Consider the following 16066-nt stretch of genomic DNA (forward strand, 5'->3'; position numbering starts at 1 on the left):
GAGACATGACTACCCCCATCAAGCACACGCCACCCCAACGCCCTGCTCCACAGGCACCTGCCGCGGCTACAGCAAAACCCTCTGCCGCGGCATCCTCGGCGCCGTCGAGCAAGGGCAGCGAGGTCCAGCGCAACCGTCCGGTCGAGGTCAGATCTGCCAACGACGGCGTCAGGCCGCTGGACGCCGATGCGATGTTGTTCATGCAGATGCTTGTGCCACCGCCGCCCGCCTTTTCGGACGACCAGGGCAGCTCGGGCAATGGTTCGGGCTCGTTCTCGATGTTCGCGCCGCTCGACGGCATACCGACACAGTTGATTGATGAGCTGGCGCTGCAGTTGCCGCAACACGGCAATCGTCCTTTCAGCGCCACCCTGCTCATGCCCAATCTGGGCAAGGTCCAGATTCGTGCCCAGAAACGAGACAGCCATTGGGGCATCGAACTCGGCTTGGAACGCGCAGACGTCCTGGAGCGATTGACCAAGCATCATGGCGCCTGCCAGCAAGCGTTCGCCCAGGCGCTGGACCATGACGTCGAGCTGAGATTACAGCCGACGGGGCCTGCATGAAAAAACTCAGCCTGCGACGCCTGTCGAGCACGGCCGCAATGGCCTCCCTGGCCTTGGGGCGCGGCCGTTTCCTGGAGTTCACCAGCGGAGCTGAAAAGATGCGCATGACGCTCGCTCCGCTGACATCCTGCGGCGCCATTGCCGATGAGCGCTGGATAGGCTTGTCCAGCCGACACGGCCCCCTGCTGTTGTCGAACGCCGATGCGCTGCTGAGCCTGTGCGGTGAAGTTCCCGTGCTCACCGTCGAGCCGCCACAAGCGTGGTATTGGCAGTTGATCAATCAACGGATGGCGCCGGTGCTGTCCGACCTGCTCGCACCGTTGGCGCCACTGGCCGAGGAGCCGGCACTGGATGACCGCTGGGATTGTCGCGTGCTCATCGAGCGCCATGGCGAGAAAGCCTACGGAACGCTAAGCCTCGGCGCCGAATCGCTGCTGCAGTTACTGAATGACGCACCGTGGCGATTTATCGAACAAACCGTGCCTGAGCGTTGGGTCCTGGCCCATCCGGTCATCGTTGGGCGCATGGACTTGCTGGTCAGTCAGCTGCGCTCATTACGTCCAGGCGATGTGCTGTTGCCTGCCGAGGCAGTCTTCGACGTTCAAGGTCGAGGAAACCTGCAACTGGGCAACCAGCGTTGGGCGGTTTGTAGCGAAGACCGCAATGATCACTTACAGCTCAGGCTGATTCACGAAGAAGGCTCCATTCATGAGCAATGAACCGCAGGATGAAGAACCGTTGTACGAGTTCGACAATAACGATGAGTTGACGACCCAGGAAGCGAACGACGACCAGCAGGAACGGCTCGATTCAGCACAGCCAGACGACACCCTCCCGCAAGACGCTGCGACGCAGCCGCCATCGCCCTTGTCCGGCGTGACCCTGGCGTTGACCGTACGGTGTGGCGAAGTGAAGCTGAGCCTCGAAGCGCTCGGCCGTCTGGCGGCTGGTTCCGTGGTGGATGTCACGGGCATGGCACCGGGCGCAGCGACGTTATGCCATGAAGAGCGGGTGGTCGCCTACGGTGAGCTGGTAGACGTGGATGGACGCTTGGGCATGCAAATCACTCGCTTGGTATTTGATCAATGATTCTGGATGGCATGAACCCGATCATGCTCGCGCTGTTTCTGGGTGCGCTCTCGCTGATTCCGTTGTTTTTGATTGTCTGCACCGCATTTCTGAAAATCTCCATGGTGTTGCTGATAACGCGCAATGCCATCGGCGTTCAACAGGTTCCGCCCAATATGGCGTTGTACGGCATTGCCCTGGCGGCGACGATGTTCGTGATGGCTCCGGTGGCTTATGAAATCCAGCAACGGGTGGTTGAAAATCCTTTGCAGATAGGCACTACCGAACAACTTCAAGCCAGCGTGAACACGGTCATCGCCCCGCTGCAAAACTTCATGAGCCGTAACACCGATCCAGACGTCCTGACTCATCTGGTCGACAACACCCATCGCATGTGGCCCGCGGAACTGGCCGAAAAAGCCAGCAGCAAGGATCTGCTGCTGGCGATTCCAGCCTTCGTATTGTCGGAGCTGCAGGCCGGGTTCGAGATCGGTTTTCTGATTTACATTCCATTCATCGTCATTGATCTGATCGTGTCCAACCTGCTACTTGCGCTTGGCATGCAAATGGTCTCGCCCATGACCATTTCGCTGCCACTCAAACTGCTGCTGTTCGTCCTTGTCCAGGGCTGGACGCGGTTACTCGACAGTCTGTTCTATTCCTATCTGTGAGGCTGCCGTGGAAGCGCTGGAGTTGTTCAAACAGGGCATGTATCTGGTGGTGATTCTTACCGCACCACCGCTGCTGGTCGCGGTGCTGGTGGGCGTGCTGACGTCGCTCGTGCAAGCCTTGATGCAGATCCAGGACCAGACCCTGCCCTTTGGTATCAAGCTGGTCGCCGTGGGTGTGACCCTGGCGGCGACCGGCCGCTGGATCGGTGTTGAATTGATCCTGTTCATCAACACGGCGTTCGACCTTATCGCGCGCACCGGAGGCACCGTTTGATGCCATTCAATGCCGAGTATTTGTTCGAACTGATGCTCGGTATCGCATTAGCCATGGCCAGGATTCTGCCGTGCATGATGCTGGTGCCTGCGTTTTGCTTCAAATACCTCAAGGGGCCGCTGCGTTATGCCGTGACTTGCGCGGTTGCGATGGTTCCAGCGCCGAGCATCGGTCGGGTGTTGTCCGGACAACATGAAAACTGGCTGATGATCGGCGGTTTGTTGCTCAAGGAAATGGTCCTGGGCGTTCTGTTGGGGTTACTGCTGTATATGCCTTTCTGGATGTTCGCGACGGTAGGCGCCTTGCTCGACAGCCAGCGCGGCGCCCTCAGCGGCGGCCAGATCAACCCTTCCCTCGGGCCCGACGCGACGCCACTGGGCGAGTTGCTGCAGGAAGTGCTGATCATGCTGGTCATCCTGTCCGGCGGCCTCTCGCTGATTACCCAGGTCATCTGGGACAGCTATATCATTTGGCCGCCCACCGCATGGATGCCAATCATGACGGTAGAGGGGCTGGACATATTGCTTGGCGAGCTGAACAGGACCCTGCAGCACGCATTGCTTTACGCGGCGCCGTTCATAGGCCTGTTGCTGCTGATTGAGGCCGCTTTCGCCATCGTCGGTCTTTATGCCCAGCAACTGAATGTTTCGATTCTGGCGATGCCGGCCAAGAGCGTTATCGGTTTGCTGTTTCTGCTCGTGTATCTGCCCACGCTGCTCGATCTGGGTAACGCCGAGGTCGGACGCTGGTTCGATTTGAAGTTTCTGCTGAACCTGTTGGTAAAAGTGCCGTGAGCGAAAAAACCGAAAAGGCGACGCCAAAGAAAGAACGCGACGCGAGGGAAAAAGGCCAGGTTGGGCAGAGCCAGGACCTGGCCAAACTGCTGGTGCTGATGGTGGTCAGCGAAGTCTGCCTGGGCATGGCCGAGGACAGCATGACGCGCCTCCAGCACCTCACCGAATTACCCTTGCGACGACTGAACGAACCCTTCGCCAGTACTGCCATTGAGCTCAGCGGCACAGCGCTGTGGACACTTGTTTCCTTCATCGCGGCCAGCGTCGGCGTGGCGATTCTGATACGCCTGGCCGGCACCTGGATGCAGATCGGATTTCTCTTTGCGCCCAAGGCCCTGAAGGTCGATCTCGGCAAGCTCAATCCAATCGGCCAGATCAAGCAGATGTTCTCTAAACAGAATCTGATGAACCTGCTGCTGAGCGTCCTCAAAGCGCTGGCCATTGCGGTCATTCTGTATGTCTCGATCATGCCCATCCTGGGCAAGCTGGTGCTGTTGGCCGACACCGATCTCGTCACCTATTGGCGCTCGTTGCTGGAGGTGTTTCGGAACATCTTGCGCAACACCTTGGGCCTGTTGCTGGTGATCGGCATGGTCGACTTTGCCCTGCAAAAATATTTTCACGCCAAGAAATTGCGCATGAGCCACGAAGACATCAAGCAGGAATACAAGCAGTCCGAAGGCGATCCGCACGTCAAAGGCCATCGTCGTCAGCTGGCGCACGAACTGCTCAACTCCGAACCCAGCACCGCCCCCCGGCCGGTCGAGGATGCCGACCTGCTGTTGGTCAATCCGACCCACTACGCGGTGGCACTGTTCTATCGACCAGGCCAGACACCTTTGCCACTGATTCATTGCAAAGGACAAGACGATGATGCGCTGGCCCTGATCAAGCGCGCCCAGGATGCCAAGATCCCGGTGGTCCAGTGTGTTTGGCTGGCGCGTGCGTTGTACACCGTTCGCACGGGTCGCCATATACCGCGCGAAACGCTGCTGGAAGTTGCCCACATCTATCAGGTCATTCGCCAGCTTGATGAAGTCACCGAGGAAATCATCCAGCTCGAAACCCACTGACCCACCGTCCCAGTCATAAAACTTTAATACCTGTGCGCTTTAATGGCGGTCAAAACTCTTGGAAGTTTACCCCATGCATTCGTCGAGCTCGCGCGCCCAGTCTCCGGGATCAATCCCGCTCTCAGAGCAAACGAACACGTGGTTGTTGGAGGCCGCTGAGCAGCTCGGCATTCCCTCTGCGCAGGCACGAGCGTTCTCCCGTAGCGCCCAACTATCGTTGCCGGGGCTGACCTTGCAATTGTCGCTCTGGCAGACGTCGCCTGTGCAGCAGTGGCTGGTGTTGGGTCTGCTGCCACGCCCCAACGGTTTGCCGGTTGAGGTCTGGAGCGAGTTGCTGCTGCGGTCCAATTGCGCCATATCGGCAATGAGCAGTAGCAGCGTGAGCCTGAACGATAGCGGTGACGCCGTGCTCGTGCGGCGCCTTATCTCGCAGCCGCAACATCAGCGTGAAAAGCTTGTCGATGAACTGAGCCATCTCTTGTCCGTCGCCGAAAGCCTCGTGGCGGGTGCCACCGCACTCCAAGGTAACCAAAGCGGCGCAACGCGGCCGGTCACCACGGCACCGAGGCAAGACGAGCGCGCGGGGCAACAGGCGCAGGCGGCGATGAATCTGGAATGGCATCGTCCATTACTGATCGCTGCGCTGCAGCACTTGGACATCGCCGCCCCGCCCTTCGAGCAGATATTGACTGTCGGCGTGATCCAGGCCAACGGTCGTGCCTACGAAGTGATCGCTGACAGTGATCGCCAACATCTGCTGGTCAGTACGCCGCTGCCGACTTCGCTGAACACGGCGACGCAACGCGAACGCGCGCTACTGGCCAACCTGCACCTGATGATGCTGACCCAATCTGCCGTGGTCCTCGCGCCACACGGCAGCGCGTTACAGGCGCGCTGGAACAGCACGGGGCTGGACGGTCAGGCATTTGCCGAATGGCTGCTGGATTTCGGTCAACTGGCCGAGAGCTTCATACAGACCTCGGCCATTCGCCCTGCAAGGAACATCCCATGGACCCGATAGCCCCTAACCTGGGACGTATCCTGCCAGAACCGCAAATCGAGCTGCGGCGTCGACATCCCACCGCTGATATCAATGCTTTGGAGCGCGGCGAGGCACCCGCTCACTTGCCTGACTTCACTTCGCGCGCCCGCGCACATGTGACAGGACTGAGCCAGGCCTTCCATCGCGACTATCTGGCGCCGGCAGGCAGAGCCACGGGCGCGCTCTGGGAAAGCGCCAAGGAACACGGCGTGGCCCTGGGCAACAAGGTCGAACGCGGAGCAAAGCTCGCGTTGAGCGACAGCGCGGCTAATTTGCCTTCCTGCCGCACAACGCTTGCCGCTGCAGGCCATACGGTCCAACAGATGGTCAACTGCGGAGCGCCTACCTATCTTCGCGAGTTGGCGTTCATGCATGCCTACAGTGCACTCAACGAGGGGCTCGCGAAAAACAGCCCGGGGGCAACGCTGGCTTTGCAGGCCGCCGTCTCACTGACGACCATTGCCACCCAGCTCTACGTACGCCAACCGCGCCTGGAGCGTCTCGCCGCCGACTCAAGCGATGCGGTACGCGGGCACTTCGCCCTCAGCGAAGCGAAATGGAACGCTCTGCCGCCCGATAAGCAAGACACGCTGCGCCTGCAGATGAAGCGCGATTCGCGCAACATCACACGCAACCAGATCGTCGCTGAGGCGCTTTATCTGGGCATGGGCGCCATGGGTGCCGCGCGTGGTGACGGTGCGCTGAGCGCGAGGGTTTTGGCCACTCAGCTCCGCGACGTGATCTATGCCCTTTCTCGCGAAACCATGCAGGCCACCTTCAGCATGACCGCCCCCCAGGACAACGCCAAGACCTACGGGGTCGACGAGGATAATATGCCGACGCTCGGCTGGGCCTACGGTGCCATGACCTTGAGCATGGGTTTCATGCTCGACTCCATCAGTGAACAGGTCTTGCCACCGGGCCAGACGTTGACGAGTCCGGCACTGCTCGGGCCGGATCAGCAACCGCTGTTGGGCGAAGCACTGGCCTCTTCCATTCAATCCCTGGCCGGCACGCGCGCGGCATTCAACACCGTTGTCGCGACTCTCGACAACCATCTGCAGCGGCATTTCGACACGCGCCAGGTGGGCACCAACCAAGAGTTGAAGCCGAACCTGCCACTCAAGGATTATGGCCGGGTCTTGGACCAATCCCCCGCCCGAGTCGCCTGGGCCAGCCTGGCTGGCGCAATCAATATGGCCACCGGCGAAGCACTGCGCGACAAGGTTCCGCCCGCCCTCTCCGGCTTTCTCGGGAATATGGGGACCGCAGCGGCGATGGGTTTAGCCTATCGCACCGTCAATCAAACGTTCCAATCCCACGCGAGTGTACGCAAGGCCGTCGACAAACAAGCGGCGACGACTGCTGCCGGGCAACAGCAAGCTTGAACCGCAACGCCGCGCCGCGCCGCCGACAGTTCAAGAGTCGCAAGAGGAAGGGAAACTGCGCCAGCAATCGCTACTGGCGCAGTTGATGGACGGTCACTCCAAGGGGCTCAAGCCTGCCAATATCAATTGATGTTGGCAGATATTATCGAGCAACGCGCGACCATGGGAGGATGACGGCACCGCATGCCAGACGACGAAATCGCGGTGGGCATCGAGAAATAGAAAATAGTCAGGGAACAGGTAGGATTGCGTGAAGCGCCGCTCCAGCGCCTCACGCAATTGCTGGGGCTGCAGCGCGCGACTGTCGATGTGCAACGCTATGCCCCAATCATGGTGCTCATGGCGACTCACGAAAGAAACACCCGCTGCTACCGGCCATACCGCCGTTTGCCCAGCAGCCACCCGTTCGTAGAACTCCGCTTTCCCCGAGACTTGTATCATGGTGCTCAATCCCGCAGTGGCACGACAGTATAGTCCGCGGTGTCCTGCGGATTTTCCAGGCCAGTACGCATGTCCGCCGGCCACCAGATCACCAGCTCCCGGTTATTGGAGTCGGGACGGTCGCAGGACCGTCCAGAACAGCCGCCCGAGGTCGTCGAGCAACCGGAGAGCATCACACATAGAAGGCCGAACGCAGCCCAGTTCATCTTGGTCATCGGGTTGCCTCCTTGAGTAATGAGTCGCGAAGGGTCGCGTTGCTCTTGAGCGACTGGGGATTACGCACCGCGACATAAACTTCGCTTTGTTCCCCAGGCTGCAGCCAAGCACGGGGCCATGCACTGACACCCAGCACCCAGCGCCCGCCACAACTGCTCTCATCAATACGCAGCGGTTTATCACCCGTATTGCGCGCGACCACCACGCCAATGCTCCAGGCGTTGCGCCCATACCACTGGCTGCGATCGGCGTCGATGACCAGGCCCTGTTGCGTCGCGCATAAAGTCGCCGGCGTGAATAAAGGCTCGTTACTCGGGGTAAAACCAGTCGGTTGCACATCACTCAACAACTGAGTGAAGGCGCGTTGAATATCAACGCGAGTGGGTTGCCCATCGCCATGGCGCCCGTCGATCCGCTGGGCGGCAGAATCGATATCTTCCGGGTTACCGCTTTCGACATAACGTGCCGGGTCAACCTGGTTGCCCACCAGCCGAGGCGTAAGAATGAACAAGCGTTCTATCTTGTTGGTGCTGCGGCTACTGGACGTGAACAACAATTTGCCAATGAGCGGAATGTCACTGAGCCACGGGATTTTGCTTACCTTGTCGCTCGATTGCAGAGAATGAAAACCACCGACGACCAATGATCCACGCTCGGCGATGACCGCCTGAGTGCTGACGCTGCCATTACGCACGCTGGGTTTGGTGCCATCAAGCAGCGATGCTTCGATTTGTCCGTCCTCGATATCGAGGATCAACTGCACCTGCGTCTTGCCATTGTGCTGCATCGAGCGCGGGACCACTTGCAGGCTGGTACCGGCAGTAATCGGCTGGATATCGGCAACACGCTCCCCCGTCGCGGTGAGGAACTCGGTCCGGCTGAAATCAATGACAGCGGGCTGGTTCTCCAGGGTGAGGATCGAAGGATTGCTGATCACCGTCGCCGCCCCCTTGGCTTCCAGCGTGCGGACCGCCAGGGCGAATCGCCCGGCGTTTTCGGCCGACAGCGTCGAGCTGCCTGATTCAAGCAAGGACCCTCTGACGTTGGTCCCTCCGGCCCAGACATTCCAGTTGCTGGACAACTCGTTCAACTCGTCGCGGTCGATGTCGTAGATCACCGCGTCGATTTCGATCAGGTTGCGCGGCACATCAAGCTGCCTGACCAGGTTCTCGTACAAGGCCCTGCGCTTGGGTGAGTCGTAGATCAGCACCGCATTGTTGCGTACGTCGGCTGCGACCCGTATCCGCGACCTGCCAGCGGAGCCGCCCTTGTTCTGAGCGCCGCCGCTGGCGCCGGCAATCACCCGATCCAGGGTTTGCTGTAACTGATCATCAGCCAAGCCGCCAAGCAAACTTGGCGCGCCCGCGAAGCTGCTTGCGCTGCTTGCGCCAGCTCCCAGTCCCGCGCCTTGCAACACGTTAAAGACGCTACCTGATCCGCCTTGCGAGCGGCTATCCAGCAGCTCCTTGAGGATCGTGGCTACCCCTGAAACGGTCAGCTGTTCATCACGGTAACTGATGGTGCGATCGGCAGCGTTCGCGTAACGCAACGGTAACACCACGACGTCTTGCTTTTCCTCGGGCTTGTCGACGTTGCTGCTGTAGTCGCGAATGAACTGAACATACCGCGCAGGTCCGCTGACCAACACCACGCCCTCATCCGGCAGGACTCCCCAGCCAAATCGTGAATCGAGCAAGCCGAGCTCAGTCAATGCGCCCTTGAGGTCGTCAACGGCGTCCGGGGATACCTCGATTCGTTCGGTTATCTGGTCACGGGCCGGGCTGACGTACAGGGTGTTGTTGTAGACGAACCATTGGAACTGATGCTGCTGGCTCAATCGATCAAGAAACGCCTGCGGGCTGTCCGCGCGGATACGCCCCTCAACGATGCCTTCAACGGGGTCCATCTCAAGGTTGACGCCAAACTCTCGGGCAAATGCTTCAAGAACGCTTGAAAGCTCGGTCTGTTGCGCGTCGAACGCATAGGCCGTTTGTTTCCACGCTGGCGGTATCGCCGCGAACGCCGGGGCACTCAGTCCCAATAACAGCCACGGTAACCACCGGTAGGCCTTACGCATATCACACTCCAGTGTGCCAATTAGTTGCTAGACGGGACTCGGCCGAAGGCGAATCAAATATGGTTTTATGCATCAGGCTGAGCATGGCTGCGCGCTGATTGGCCAGAGTCTGTAAGACCTCCAGCAAGGCCTCGACCGAACTCGACGGGGCCATCCAGTGCACCAGCACCAGACACTGGCTTTGCGGATCGGTACCCAGTGCCCCCGGACAACGGCACGCAACGCTTGCTCCCCCTTGCCCCAGGATGCTCATCAATCGATCAGGAGCGCTGGCATCAAACGGATCCAGCACGTCGATGCTGCAGCGGATGCCTCCTTCGACCCAGGCAAGCTGCACATTCGCATCGTCAACCCAGCAATCCAAAGGCGCGACCGAACAGTCATCGAGCCACTGGTTCAGTCGCGCGCTGAAATCACTGAATTCCATCGATGATCGCTTTGGTCATGCCGTGATGGGCGCGCATGCCCTCGCCCATGACAACGGTCGCGGTGGCCACCGATTGGCTCGCTTGAGCGAAAGCCCTGATGTCTTCAATGTTGCCGCTCTCAGCAGCGGCCAGTGCGGCATCATTCGCCGTTTCGTGAGCGTTGGAGAAATTCTTCTCCAACTGGTTCTGGACGGATTTAAAGTTGATCATGCAGACATCTCCTTGAGAATTTACGCAATATGAGTGGCGACGCCTCTCTTGCTGGTTCCAAAAAGAATGGGCGACTAAAAATATGATGGGATTGCCGAAGTGTTAGGTTGCGACCTGAAATGAGCGTTGTAGACCGGTCCAATCAATGTCGTACTCGCCAGCGTCGGTGCTCAGGCGAATAGACTGGACCGGGATCGTGGTGTCTTCTCTCAACTGCCACAGAGCCGAAGAGCTGTTGGCCTCCAGCCAAGCTTGCACCTCGACTAAAAGCTCGGGATGACACCTCAACGTGGCGCTGCCCATCGGGTACGCCTGGGAAGCCGCCAGATGTTCCAGCAAGATCCTGGCACGCTCTGCGGGCTGGCATTCATCGAACAGTCGGCCGATGACGACATTCAACAAATCCCGGCAAACGTCGACCACACGGCTCCTGCATTGTTGGCGCTCGGCCTCCAGCGCCTCCAACAAACTACTGGCTTGGTCCCAGAACTGAGCCAGCGCTCGATCCAGATAATCCTGCCGCAGTTTTTCTGCCTCCAGCAGCAACGCATCCGCTTCGGCTCGCGCCTGCGACATCACATCAACGGCTGTCCGGTAGTCAGCGAACTGCTCGTGACGGACGACCAGCTCGCCCCCCGTCTCGCGATCGCCCAAGGACAAATTTCGTCGAATCAACATGTTTGACGTTCAACCTGCATGTCTGTCATGCCCGAACCCTCCACAACACAGACCGCCACAGCGCATCGAGTTTGCGGGCGGGAACGTTAAAAGCAGGCTCTGGTGCCTCCTCGGGGGCCATAAAAGGCGCAGGCGCGACCAGCACCGCTCGCCCAGCCAGCCGGCCAGTATTGCGCGGGGGTCAGTGACATTCTCATTCAACCAGAACCCTGGGCGTAGAGCCTTGGCTACACCACGACACCAAGACCACTGTTCATCGGACAATTGATCATTTGGCGCGGCAAAACAGATCGCACGCACCAGAGCCAAAGCCTGCAACCTTTGTGCTTCTGTCAAAGACAGCCATTCGATTACGTTGGGCTCTGGCTCGGGCGGCGCTGAAGAGGGGATGCCCAGCAAGGTCAGCAACGCGTCGTGTCGGCTGCGCCAGACGCCCATGCAAACATCAAAATCAATCCCCCATTGCTCCCCCACGCTGGACTTCCACTTCGGGTGCATCCAACGCCACGTACAGCACCACCACCCGACCCACTGCTCATCGGTCATAGCTGTGCGGGCAAGCCGGTTGGCCTACGCCTGGCGCGCAAGCGTGCTAACAAGGCCTGGCGCCAATCTGGACGCAGCAACAGGACTGCGCCCCCCGCCATGGACACCAGGCACAGCGGCAAGGCAATGACCATCACCCACCAGAAGCCGGCATCCTCGCTGTCAATCAGAAACGGTCCGAAAGGCACAAGATGCTCCGGGTCCTGAAACTCCACCGATGGCACGAATACAATCGAGAATTTCTTTGTGGCGCTGCTGTCCTGACTCATCCCTGGAATACTGCTGGCAACCATCTGTTGAATACGCCCGCGGACACTGTCCGGATCCAGCGTCGACGCCGCATACTTGATGAACACCGAGGCGGAAGCCGGCTGAACCGGCTCGCCCGGTGCGATGCGCTCCGGCAAGACGACATGCACACGGGCCACGATGACCCCGTCAATCTGGGACAGCGTTGACTCCAATTCTTGCGACAGCGCATAGATGTAGCGAGCCCGCTCTTCCAGCGGTGTGGAGATGACCCCTTCCTTTTTAAATATCTCGCCAAGACTGGCCCGTGTCTGATTAGGTAGACCGGCAGCATCAAGCACCCTCACCGCACGGTTCACATCACTATTGGCGACGATTACGGTAACGCCGGCTTTTTCCATCTGCTTACGGGCCGTTATATGCTCCTGAGCCAACTTGGCGATTACTGAGTTGGAATGCTGCTCGGTCATGCCGCTGAACAATACGGTGTCGTCGCTGCATCCGGCGAGCGCCAGGATAGCCAGAACCGTTAATAAGCCGGGTACTTTCACGAAGAACCTATTGCAGATTGGTCAGTTTATCGAGCACTTGTGCGCCTTTACTCACGACCTTGGTGGTGAGCGCCGTTTGTAATGAATACTGGGAAAGGGTTCCACTCATTTTCAATATATCCATCGGATCCATTGAAACGGATGCGGACTTCATCGCGCGCTCAGCCTGATGTGACAGTTCGACTTGGCCAGTGAGACGATCCGAAATCGCGCTCATCAGGCCACTTGCCAGGCCAGCAGGCTCGTGGTTGTCGCGCATGGCACTGTCAAACAGATCGACATCAGCTTGAGGGGGAGCGGAAACCATCTCCAGCTCATGGTCAGGTGCGGCGTTCCTGAATGAATTCACGTTGGAAATGGTCACCGGGTTTCTCCTGTAGAACGTAGACGATGGACTATGAACTGGCTTTTCAGGACTACGCTATGCTGGCGCGCATCACGTCAACGACGTTCTGAGCAGCCTGAGATGCCGTATGCTCGCCTTGACTCATCGCAATCCCAGATGGCGCACCGGAAGCGATTCCCAACCCCAACTGCAACCCTTGTTGAAAAGCCTCCATGCCTGCGCTGCTATTTAACATCTGGCGCAATTGGTCTATCTCACTCGTGCCGCTCGATGGCGCGGGACTGCTGCCGAAACCACCTTGCCCGCCTCCCATCATCTTTTCATTATCCGGATAATCGGTTTTATTGGGCCCGCCCGCCATATGCTGAGAGACTTGCTCGAGTGCCTGCTTAAATTTGGCGGTTTCGCCCTTAGACAGATAATTGTCTTCGTCCAGTTCTTTACTCCATGACCCGGAATCGGGCGCTCCGAAGGTGGCCTTGTTTTTATCCATATAGTCAGCCACTTGCTGAAGCAATGGTTTGTCAGCCTTGGAAAAAGTCGTGCCGTCGCCTTTGGCCTGTAGTGCGTTGTTCAGCGCGGATTGGCCCAACCCACTCGCAACCTCAGCCATGAGGTCCTTACTATCCCTGCTTCCAGCATTGGCGATAAAGTTGCTCCCCATCTTGTCTTTAACAACGTCCATCAAGGCATTTTTCAGGGTCTCTTGAGGGTTTGCTGCCAAGCCCATAAGACCCATTCCCTTATTTTCGGAAAGTTTGTCATGCACCATCTTTCCCAAGGGACTATTAAGATCCGGCTTCCCGCCGGACATCAAGGAGTTGGCTAACTCCGTAATGACACCTGACAAGGAAGGCGAGGCATTGGATGCACCGGTGTTTTTAGAAGGAAAAACACCAGAAGCACCCGACCCGCCGATAGCGGGGGCTACCAAACTGATAATAGGATTCAGCATTTTTTTAGACTCTCACTAATATTAAGCCCTTACCCCGCTACAAACGGTTGGGCTGAGGCTCTTAATAGCTAATGCCTTTCATCGTCTGAGCAACGTTGGAAATAGATTTGTTCGCCGTATCGGCTTGAGCGCCAGCGATAGAGGCCAAGGTATTCTGCATCAAGTTCTGCTCAGCCGCCTTGTTCTGCAGGGCAATCATTTGAGCCTGTTTTTTGTCCATACTTTCCATCGCCGCCATTTGTGCAGACGCGGCATCTCCCCCTCCAGACATATGCGTCGCCTGAGACTGCTGCGCGGCGTTCCCTTTAACGTTATTCGCCTCTTGTTTGGCGCCCTGAAATGCATTGACACCCGCATTTGTTGCACTACTGATTGTATTGGTAATGCTGGCAAAGGGATTATTAGACGAGATTTTTCCACCCATGGTAAAGACTCCTCATACGCTAGCAAAATTGCTAGGTAATAATAGGTGGGAAGTTCTCTAGATCAGGTTCCAATTTTTTTTCAAGCGTTGAGGCCTTACCAAATACGTCTAACGATTTGATGCGGTGATAGAGTGTTCTACGAGGTATACCCAATTCCACACTCACCGCATCAATCGAGTGCCCGTGACGCTTGAGGGCTTCTTGAATAAGGATGCGTTCGATAGCCCGCATTTGCGCCTTGAGCGTGCGTCCCTCGATCTCCGCGCTTGAGCCAAGGGTTAACGACGGCAGCCCCAGAACAAATCGCTTGGCCGCTGATTTCAACTCGCGGATATTCCCCGGCCAGGGATGACCCAAGAGCGCTTGCATGAGCTCGGGCGATATAGCCTGAGGCTCGCACCCCAGGTCTTGCGCAGCCGCGGCCACGAACTGGGAAAACAGCGGAACGATGTCTTCGCGACGGTCACGTAGCGCTGGCAACTGGATCGTTAGCACGTTGAGCCGAAAATACAGATCGCGCCTGAACTCGCCCCGATCCACCAGCTCGGCCAAGGGCCGCTGAGCCGATGCAATCACACAAATATCCAATGGAATGACCGTGGTAGAGCCCAAGCGCTCAATCGCTCGCACCTCAAGGACCCGCAGCAACTTGGCCTGCAAACTGAGGGGCATGCTATCGATTTCATCGAGGTACAAAGTCCCGCCCTGCGCAGCCTCGATGTAGCCCTTTCGCGAGCGGTTAGCCCCGGTGAACGCACCGTTGACCACACCAAACAATTCACTTTCGGCCAGCGATTCCGGGATTGCCGCACAGTTCATCGCGACAAAGGCACCCTTGCGCCCAGACATTGAGTGGATGCGCTGAGCCAGGGTGTCCTTGCCGGTCCCCGTCTCTCCAGAAAGCAACAGATCGACGCCAAGCAGTGAAGTACTTTGGGCGATGACCTTGATATCAGGCGCTTCGGTTATGCTGTCAGGTCCGCAGTAAAAGTAATCGCACACACCCATATAAACCCCGTGATCGGCACTACTTCATACGCCCTCCCGCTGCAAGCACGAGGCGAAGCATGGCCATAAGCTGCGCGATCATTAGTTATGATCGCAGGTCGGACAGACCCGTTACACCAAGCCTGACGGCTGCACGCGCACTGCGCTTACAGTCTATTTATTGATCAAATGTCACGGCAGATCCAAAAGTGCGTGTGGGACGCGCGCTGCGATCAGTTATTCCATCGAGCGTAGGTGATATTTTTTGAAACAATTTGAATGGCCACTTGGCACTATCGTACCGACCAGTTTTCCCTGGTCGCTGTCAGTGCTTCTTCTTGAAAGCCATTCAACAACTGCTGCTTTAGGGCGGCAGAGAATACCGCTCGCCCAAACCCTGTCAATCGCCGACGGTCATTTTAATTGTATTACTTCGCAGTTTGGATACAACGCGGTTTGACCGAAGCCGTCGAGAAAGTTCGATATACATCTACGCTTGACGTTATTTTTTTAAAAAAACTTGGAACTTGGTCGACACCTTGCACCACTCAGTACTTGAGACAATTCGACGCAATAAAAAGACAACGGATCATCCCCCTCAAATAGCTCAGAGAATAAAAAAATGAGTAATGAGCGCTACCATCGTTTTGTTACAGATATCTGTCAGCTCTCTCAGATCCCTGTGGCTGCGATTGATTTAGATCGGGTTCAGCTAAACGTGAAAGGCATTGCCTTCAGTTTTGCCAACTTAGCCGATACCGTCATGATTCACGCAGACTTCGGCCCGTTACCGGATCGACGCAGAGATGCCATCTTACTTCAGCTTATGAATATCAATTTTCATTTATTCAGCGGAGACCGTCCCTGCTGCTTTTCACACAACGCCGACACGGGCCAAGTACAGTTCAGTTGCACAGTCGAGCTGACCCAGATCGGCGCACCACAGTTTGTGCAGTTGCTGGGGCATATCGCTGAGTATGCGCAATCATGGCAACACAGCTACTTTCTCGATGAAGGCGCAAAACGCGCGCCTTCAGCGCGCACGAGTCTGGGGGGTTTATGCTAGGTCCGACGCTACCGG

The 16066-nt window shown here is 57.7% G+C and carries 21 protein-coding genes; 10 read left to right on the top strand and 11 right to left on the bottom strand.

The genetic code is table 11. The features are described 5' to 3' along the window. Positions 1–5 precede the first annotated feature (5 nt). The 9 genes from CD58_RS15260 (at position 6) to CD58_RS15300 (ending at position 6876) form a co-directional block, all read left to right on the top strand. Entirely contained in the window at positions 6–566 is a 561-nt protein-coding gene (locus CD58_RS15260; RefSeq protein WP_025213865.1) for a type III secretion system HrpP C-terminal domain-containing protein, read from the top strand. Beyond that, entirely contained in the window at positions 563–1285 is a 723-nt protein-coding gene (locus CD58_RS15265) for a hypothetical protein (protein WP_025213866.1), read from the top strand. Before CD58_RS15260 ends, CD58_RS15265 begins: the two co-directional genes overlap by 4 nt. Beyond that, entirely contained in the window at positions 1275–1655 is a 381-nt protein-coding gene (locus CD58_RS15270) for a FliM/FliN family flagellar motor switch protein (RefSeq protein ID WP_025213867.1), read from the top strand. The genes CD58_RS15265 and CD58_RS15270 overlap by 11 nt, the downstream gene beginning before the upstream one ends. Then, complete coding sequence (gene sctR / locus CD58_RS15275; protein ID WP_025213868.1) at positions 1652–2305, top strand: type III secretion system export apparatus subunit SctR; 654 nt, start codon at positions 1652–1654, stop codon at positions 2303–2305. The genes CD58_RS15270 and sctR overlap by 4 nt, the downstream gene beginning before the upstream one ends. A 7-nt stretch (positions 2306–2312) precedes the next feature. Next, positions 2313–2579, top strand: a complete 267-nt coding sequence (sctS, locus tag CD58_RS15280; protein WP_025213869.1) for a type III secretion system export apparatus subunit SctS — start codon at positions 2313–2315, stop codon at positions 2577–2579. Next, positions 2579–3373: a type III secretion system export apparatus subunit SctT gene (gene sctT, locus CD58_RS15285; protein WP_025213870.1), complete on the top strand. Its 795-nt coding sequence runs from the start codon at positions 2579–2581 to the stop codon at positions 3371–3373. The genes sctS and sctT overlap by 1 nt, the downstream gene beginning before the upstream one ends. Then, on the top strand, positions 3370–4446 hold the full coding sequence (sctU, locus tag CD58_RS15290) for a type III secretion system export apparatus subunit SctU (RefSeq protein WP_025213871.1): 1077 nt from the start codon (positions 3370–3372) through the stop codon (positions 4444–4446). Before sctT ends, sctU begins: the two co-directional genes overlap by 4 nt. Positions 4447–4588: 142 nt before the next feature. Beyond that, positions 4589–5467: a CesT family type III secretion system chaperone gene (locus tag CD58_RS15295; RefSeq protein ID WP_025213872.1), complete on the top strand. Its 879-nt coding sequence runs from the start codon at positions 4589–4591 to the stop codon at positions 5465–5467. Then, positions 5455–6876, top strand: a complete 1422-nt coding sequence (locus tag CD58_RS15300) for a hypothetical protein (protein WP_025213873.1) — start codon at positions 5455–5457, stop codon at positions 6874–6876. Before CD58_RS15295 ends, CD58_RS15300 begins: the two co-directional genes overlap by 13 nt. A 93-nt stretch (positions 6877–6969) precedes the next feature. Here CD58_RS15300 and CD58_RS15305 read toward each other — a convergent pair whose 3' ends face one another. The 11 genes from CD58_RS15305 to CD58_RS15355 form a co-directional block, all read right to left on the bottom strand. Further along, positions 6970–7317, bottom strand: a complete 348-nt coding sequence (locus tag CD58_RS15305; protein WP_025213874.1) for a hypothetical protein — start codon at positions 7315–7317, stop codon at positions 6970–6972. Between the two features lie 5 nt (positions 7318–7322). After that, positions 7323–7532 (bottom strand): HrpT family type III secretion system protein, encoded by a 210-nt coding sequence (gene hrpT, locus CD58_RS15310; protein ID WP_025213875.1) that lies wholly within the window; start codon positions 7530–7532, stop codon positions 7323–7325. Beyond that, positions 7529–9610: a type III secretion system outer membrane ring subunit SctC gene (gene sctC, locus CD58_RS15315; protein WP_025213876.1), complete on the bottom strand. Its 2082-nt coding sequence runs from the start codon at positions 9608–9610 to the stop codon at positions 7529–7531. The genes hrpT and sctC overlap by 4 nt, the downstream gene beginning before the upstream one ends. A gap of 1 nt (position 9611) precedes the next feature. Next, entirely contained in the window at positions 9612–10037 is a 426-nt protein-coding gene (locus tag CD58_RS15320; RefSeq protein ID WP_025213877.1) for a hypothetical protein, read from the bottom strand. After that, positions 10024–10248, bottom strand: coding sequence for a type III secretion protein (locus CD58_RS15325; protein WP_025213878.1), 225 nt, complete (start codon positions 10246–10248; stop codon positions 10024–10026). The genes CD58_RS15320 and CD58_RS15325 overlap by 14 nt, the downstream gene beginning before the upstream one ends. 102 nt (positions 10249–10350) lie before the next feature. Then, positions 10351–10926 (bottom strand): type III secretion system stator protein SctL, encoded by a 576-nt coding sequence (gene sctL, locus CD58_RS15330; protein WP_025213879.1) that lies wholly within the window; start codon positions 10924–10926, stop codon positions 10351–10353. Positions 10927–11468: 542 nt separating this feature from the next. Next, entirely contained in the window at positions 11469–12272 is an 804-nt protein-coding gene (gene sctJ, locus CD58_RS15335; protein WP_025213880.1) for a type III secretion system inner membrane ring lipoprotein SctJ, read from the bottom strand. A 7-nt stretch (positions 12273–12279) separates the two neighbouring features. Then, complete coding sequence (gene sctI / locus CD58_RS15340) at positions 12280–12636, bottom strand: type III secretion system inner rod subunit SctI (RefSeq protein WP_025213881.1); 357 nt, start codon at positions 12634–12636, stop codon at positions 12280–12282. A gap of 52 nt (positions 12637–12688) precedes the next feature. After that, positions 12689–13573: a hypothetical protein gene (locus CD58_RS28780; RefSeq protein WP_080712555.1), complete on the bottom strand. Its 885-nt coding sequence runs from the start codon at positions 13571–13573 to the stop codon at positions 12689–12691. A gap of 61 nt (positions 13574–13634) precedes the next feature. Beyond that, a complete protein-coding gene (locus CD58_RS15350) occupies positions 13635–13997 on the bottom strand; it encodes a hypothetical protein (RefSeq protein ID WP_025213883.1) in 363 nt (120 codons plus the stop codon). A gap of 31 nt (positions 13998–14028) precedes the next feature. Beyond that, a complete protein-coding gene (locus CD58_RS15355) occupies positions 14029–15006 on the bottom strand; it encodes a sigma 54-interacting transcriptional regulator (RefSeq protein ID WP_025213884.1) in 978 nt (325 codons plus the stop codon). Positions 15007–15607: 601 nt separating this feature from the next. Between CD58_RS15355 and CD58_RS15360 the strand changes: the two genes are divergently transcribed. After that, the gene (locus CD58_RS15360) at positions 15608–16051 is read left to right on the top strand and encodes a CesT family type III secretion system chaperone (RefSeq protein ID WP_025213885.1); all 444 of its coding nucleotides are present in this window, start codon (positions 15608–15610) and stop codon (positions 16049–16051) included. Positions 16052–16066 lie beyond the last annotated feature (15 nt).

This window comes from Pseudomonas brassicacearum (assembly GCF_000585995.1).
Taxonomy (GTDB): Bacteria; Pseudomonadota; Gammaproteobacteria; order Pseudomonadales; family Pseudomonadaceae; genus Aquipseudomonas; species Aquipseudomonas brassicacearum_A.

Bases quoted from the DNA above. Each gene is read 5' to 3' on its own strand.
- CD58_RS15260 (WP_025213865.1), top strand. From the start codon at position 6: ATGACTACCCCCATCAAGCACACGCCACCCCAACGCCCTGCTCCACAG.
- CD58_RS15265 (WP_025213866.1), top strand. From the start codon at position 563: ATGAAAAAACTCAGCCTGCGACGCCTGTCGAGCACGGCCGCAATGGCC.
- CD58_RS15270 (WP_025213867.1), top strand. From the start codon at position 1,275: ATGAGCAATGAACCGCAGGATGAAGAACCGTTGTACGAGTTCGACAAT.
- sctR (WP_025213868.1), top strand. From the start codon at position 1,652: ATGATTCTGGATGGCATGAACCCGATCATGCTCGCGCTGTTTCTGGGT.
- sctT (WP_025213870.1), top strand. From the start codon at position 2,579: ATGCCATTCAATGCCGAGTATTTGTTCGAACTGATGCTCGGTATCGCA.
- CD58_RS15300 (WP_025213873.1), top strand. From the start codon at position 5,455: ATGGACCCGATAGCCCCTAACCTGGGACGTATCCTGCCAGAACCGCAA.
- CD58_RS15305 (WP_025213874.1), bottom strand. From the start codon at position 7,317: ATGATACAAGTCTCGGGGAAAGCGGAGTTCTACGAACGGGTGGCTGCT.
- hrpT (WP_025213875.1), bottom strand. From the start codon at position 7,532: ATGACCAAGATGAACTGGGCTGCGTTCGGCCTTCTATGTGTGATGCTC.
- sctC (WP_025213876.1), bottom strand. From the start codon at position 9,610: ATGCGTAAGGCCTACCGGTGGTTACCGTGGCTGTTATTGGGACTGAGT.
- CD58_RS15320 (WP_025213877.1), bottom strand. From the start codon at position 10,037: ATGGAATTCAGTGATTTCAGCGCGCGACTGAACCAGTGGCTCGATGAC.
- CD58_RS15325 (WP_025213878.1), bottom strand. From the start codon at position 10,248: ATGATCAACTTTAAATCCGTCCAGAACCAGTTGGAGAAGAATTTCTCC.
- sctL (WP_025213879.1), bottom strand. From the start codon at position 10,926: ATGTTGATTCGACGAAATTTGTCCTTGGGCGATCGCGAGACGGGGGGC.
- CD58_RS28780 (WP_080712555.1), bottom strand. From the start codon at position 13,573: ATGCTGAATCCTATTATCAGTTTGGTAGCCCCCGCTATCGGCGGGTCG.
- CD58_RS15350 (WP_025213883.1), bottom strand. From the start codon at position 13,997: ATGGGTGGAAAAATCTCGTCTAATAATCCCTTTGCCAGCATTACCAAT.
- CD58_RS15355 (WP_025213884.1), bottom strand. From the start codon at position 15,006: ATGGGTGTGTGCGATTACTTTTACTGCGGACCTGACAGCATAACCGAA.
- CD58_RS15360 (WP_025213885.1), top strand. From the start codon at position 15,608: ATGAGTAATGAGCGCTACCATCGTTTTGTTACAGATATCTGTCAGCTC.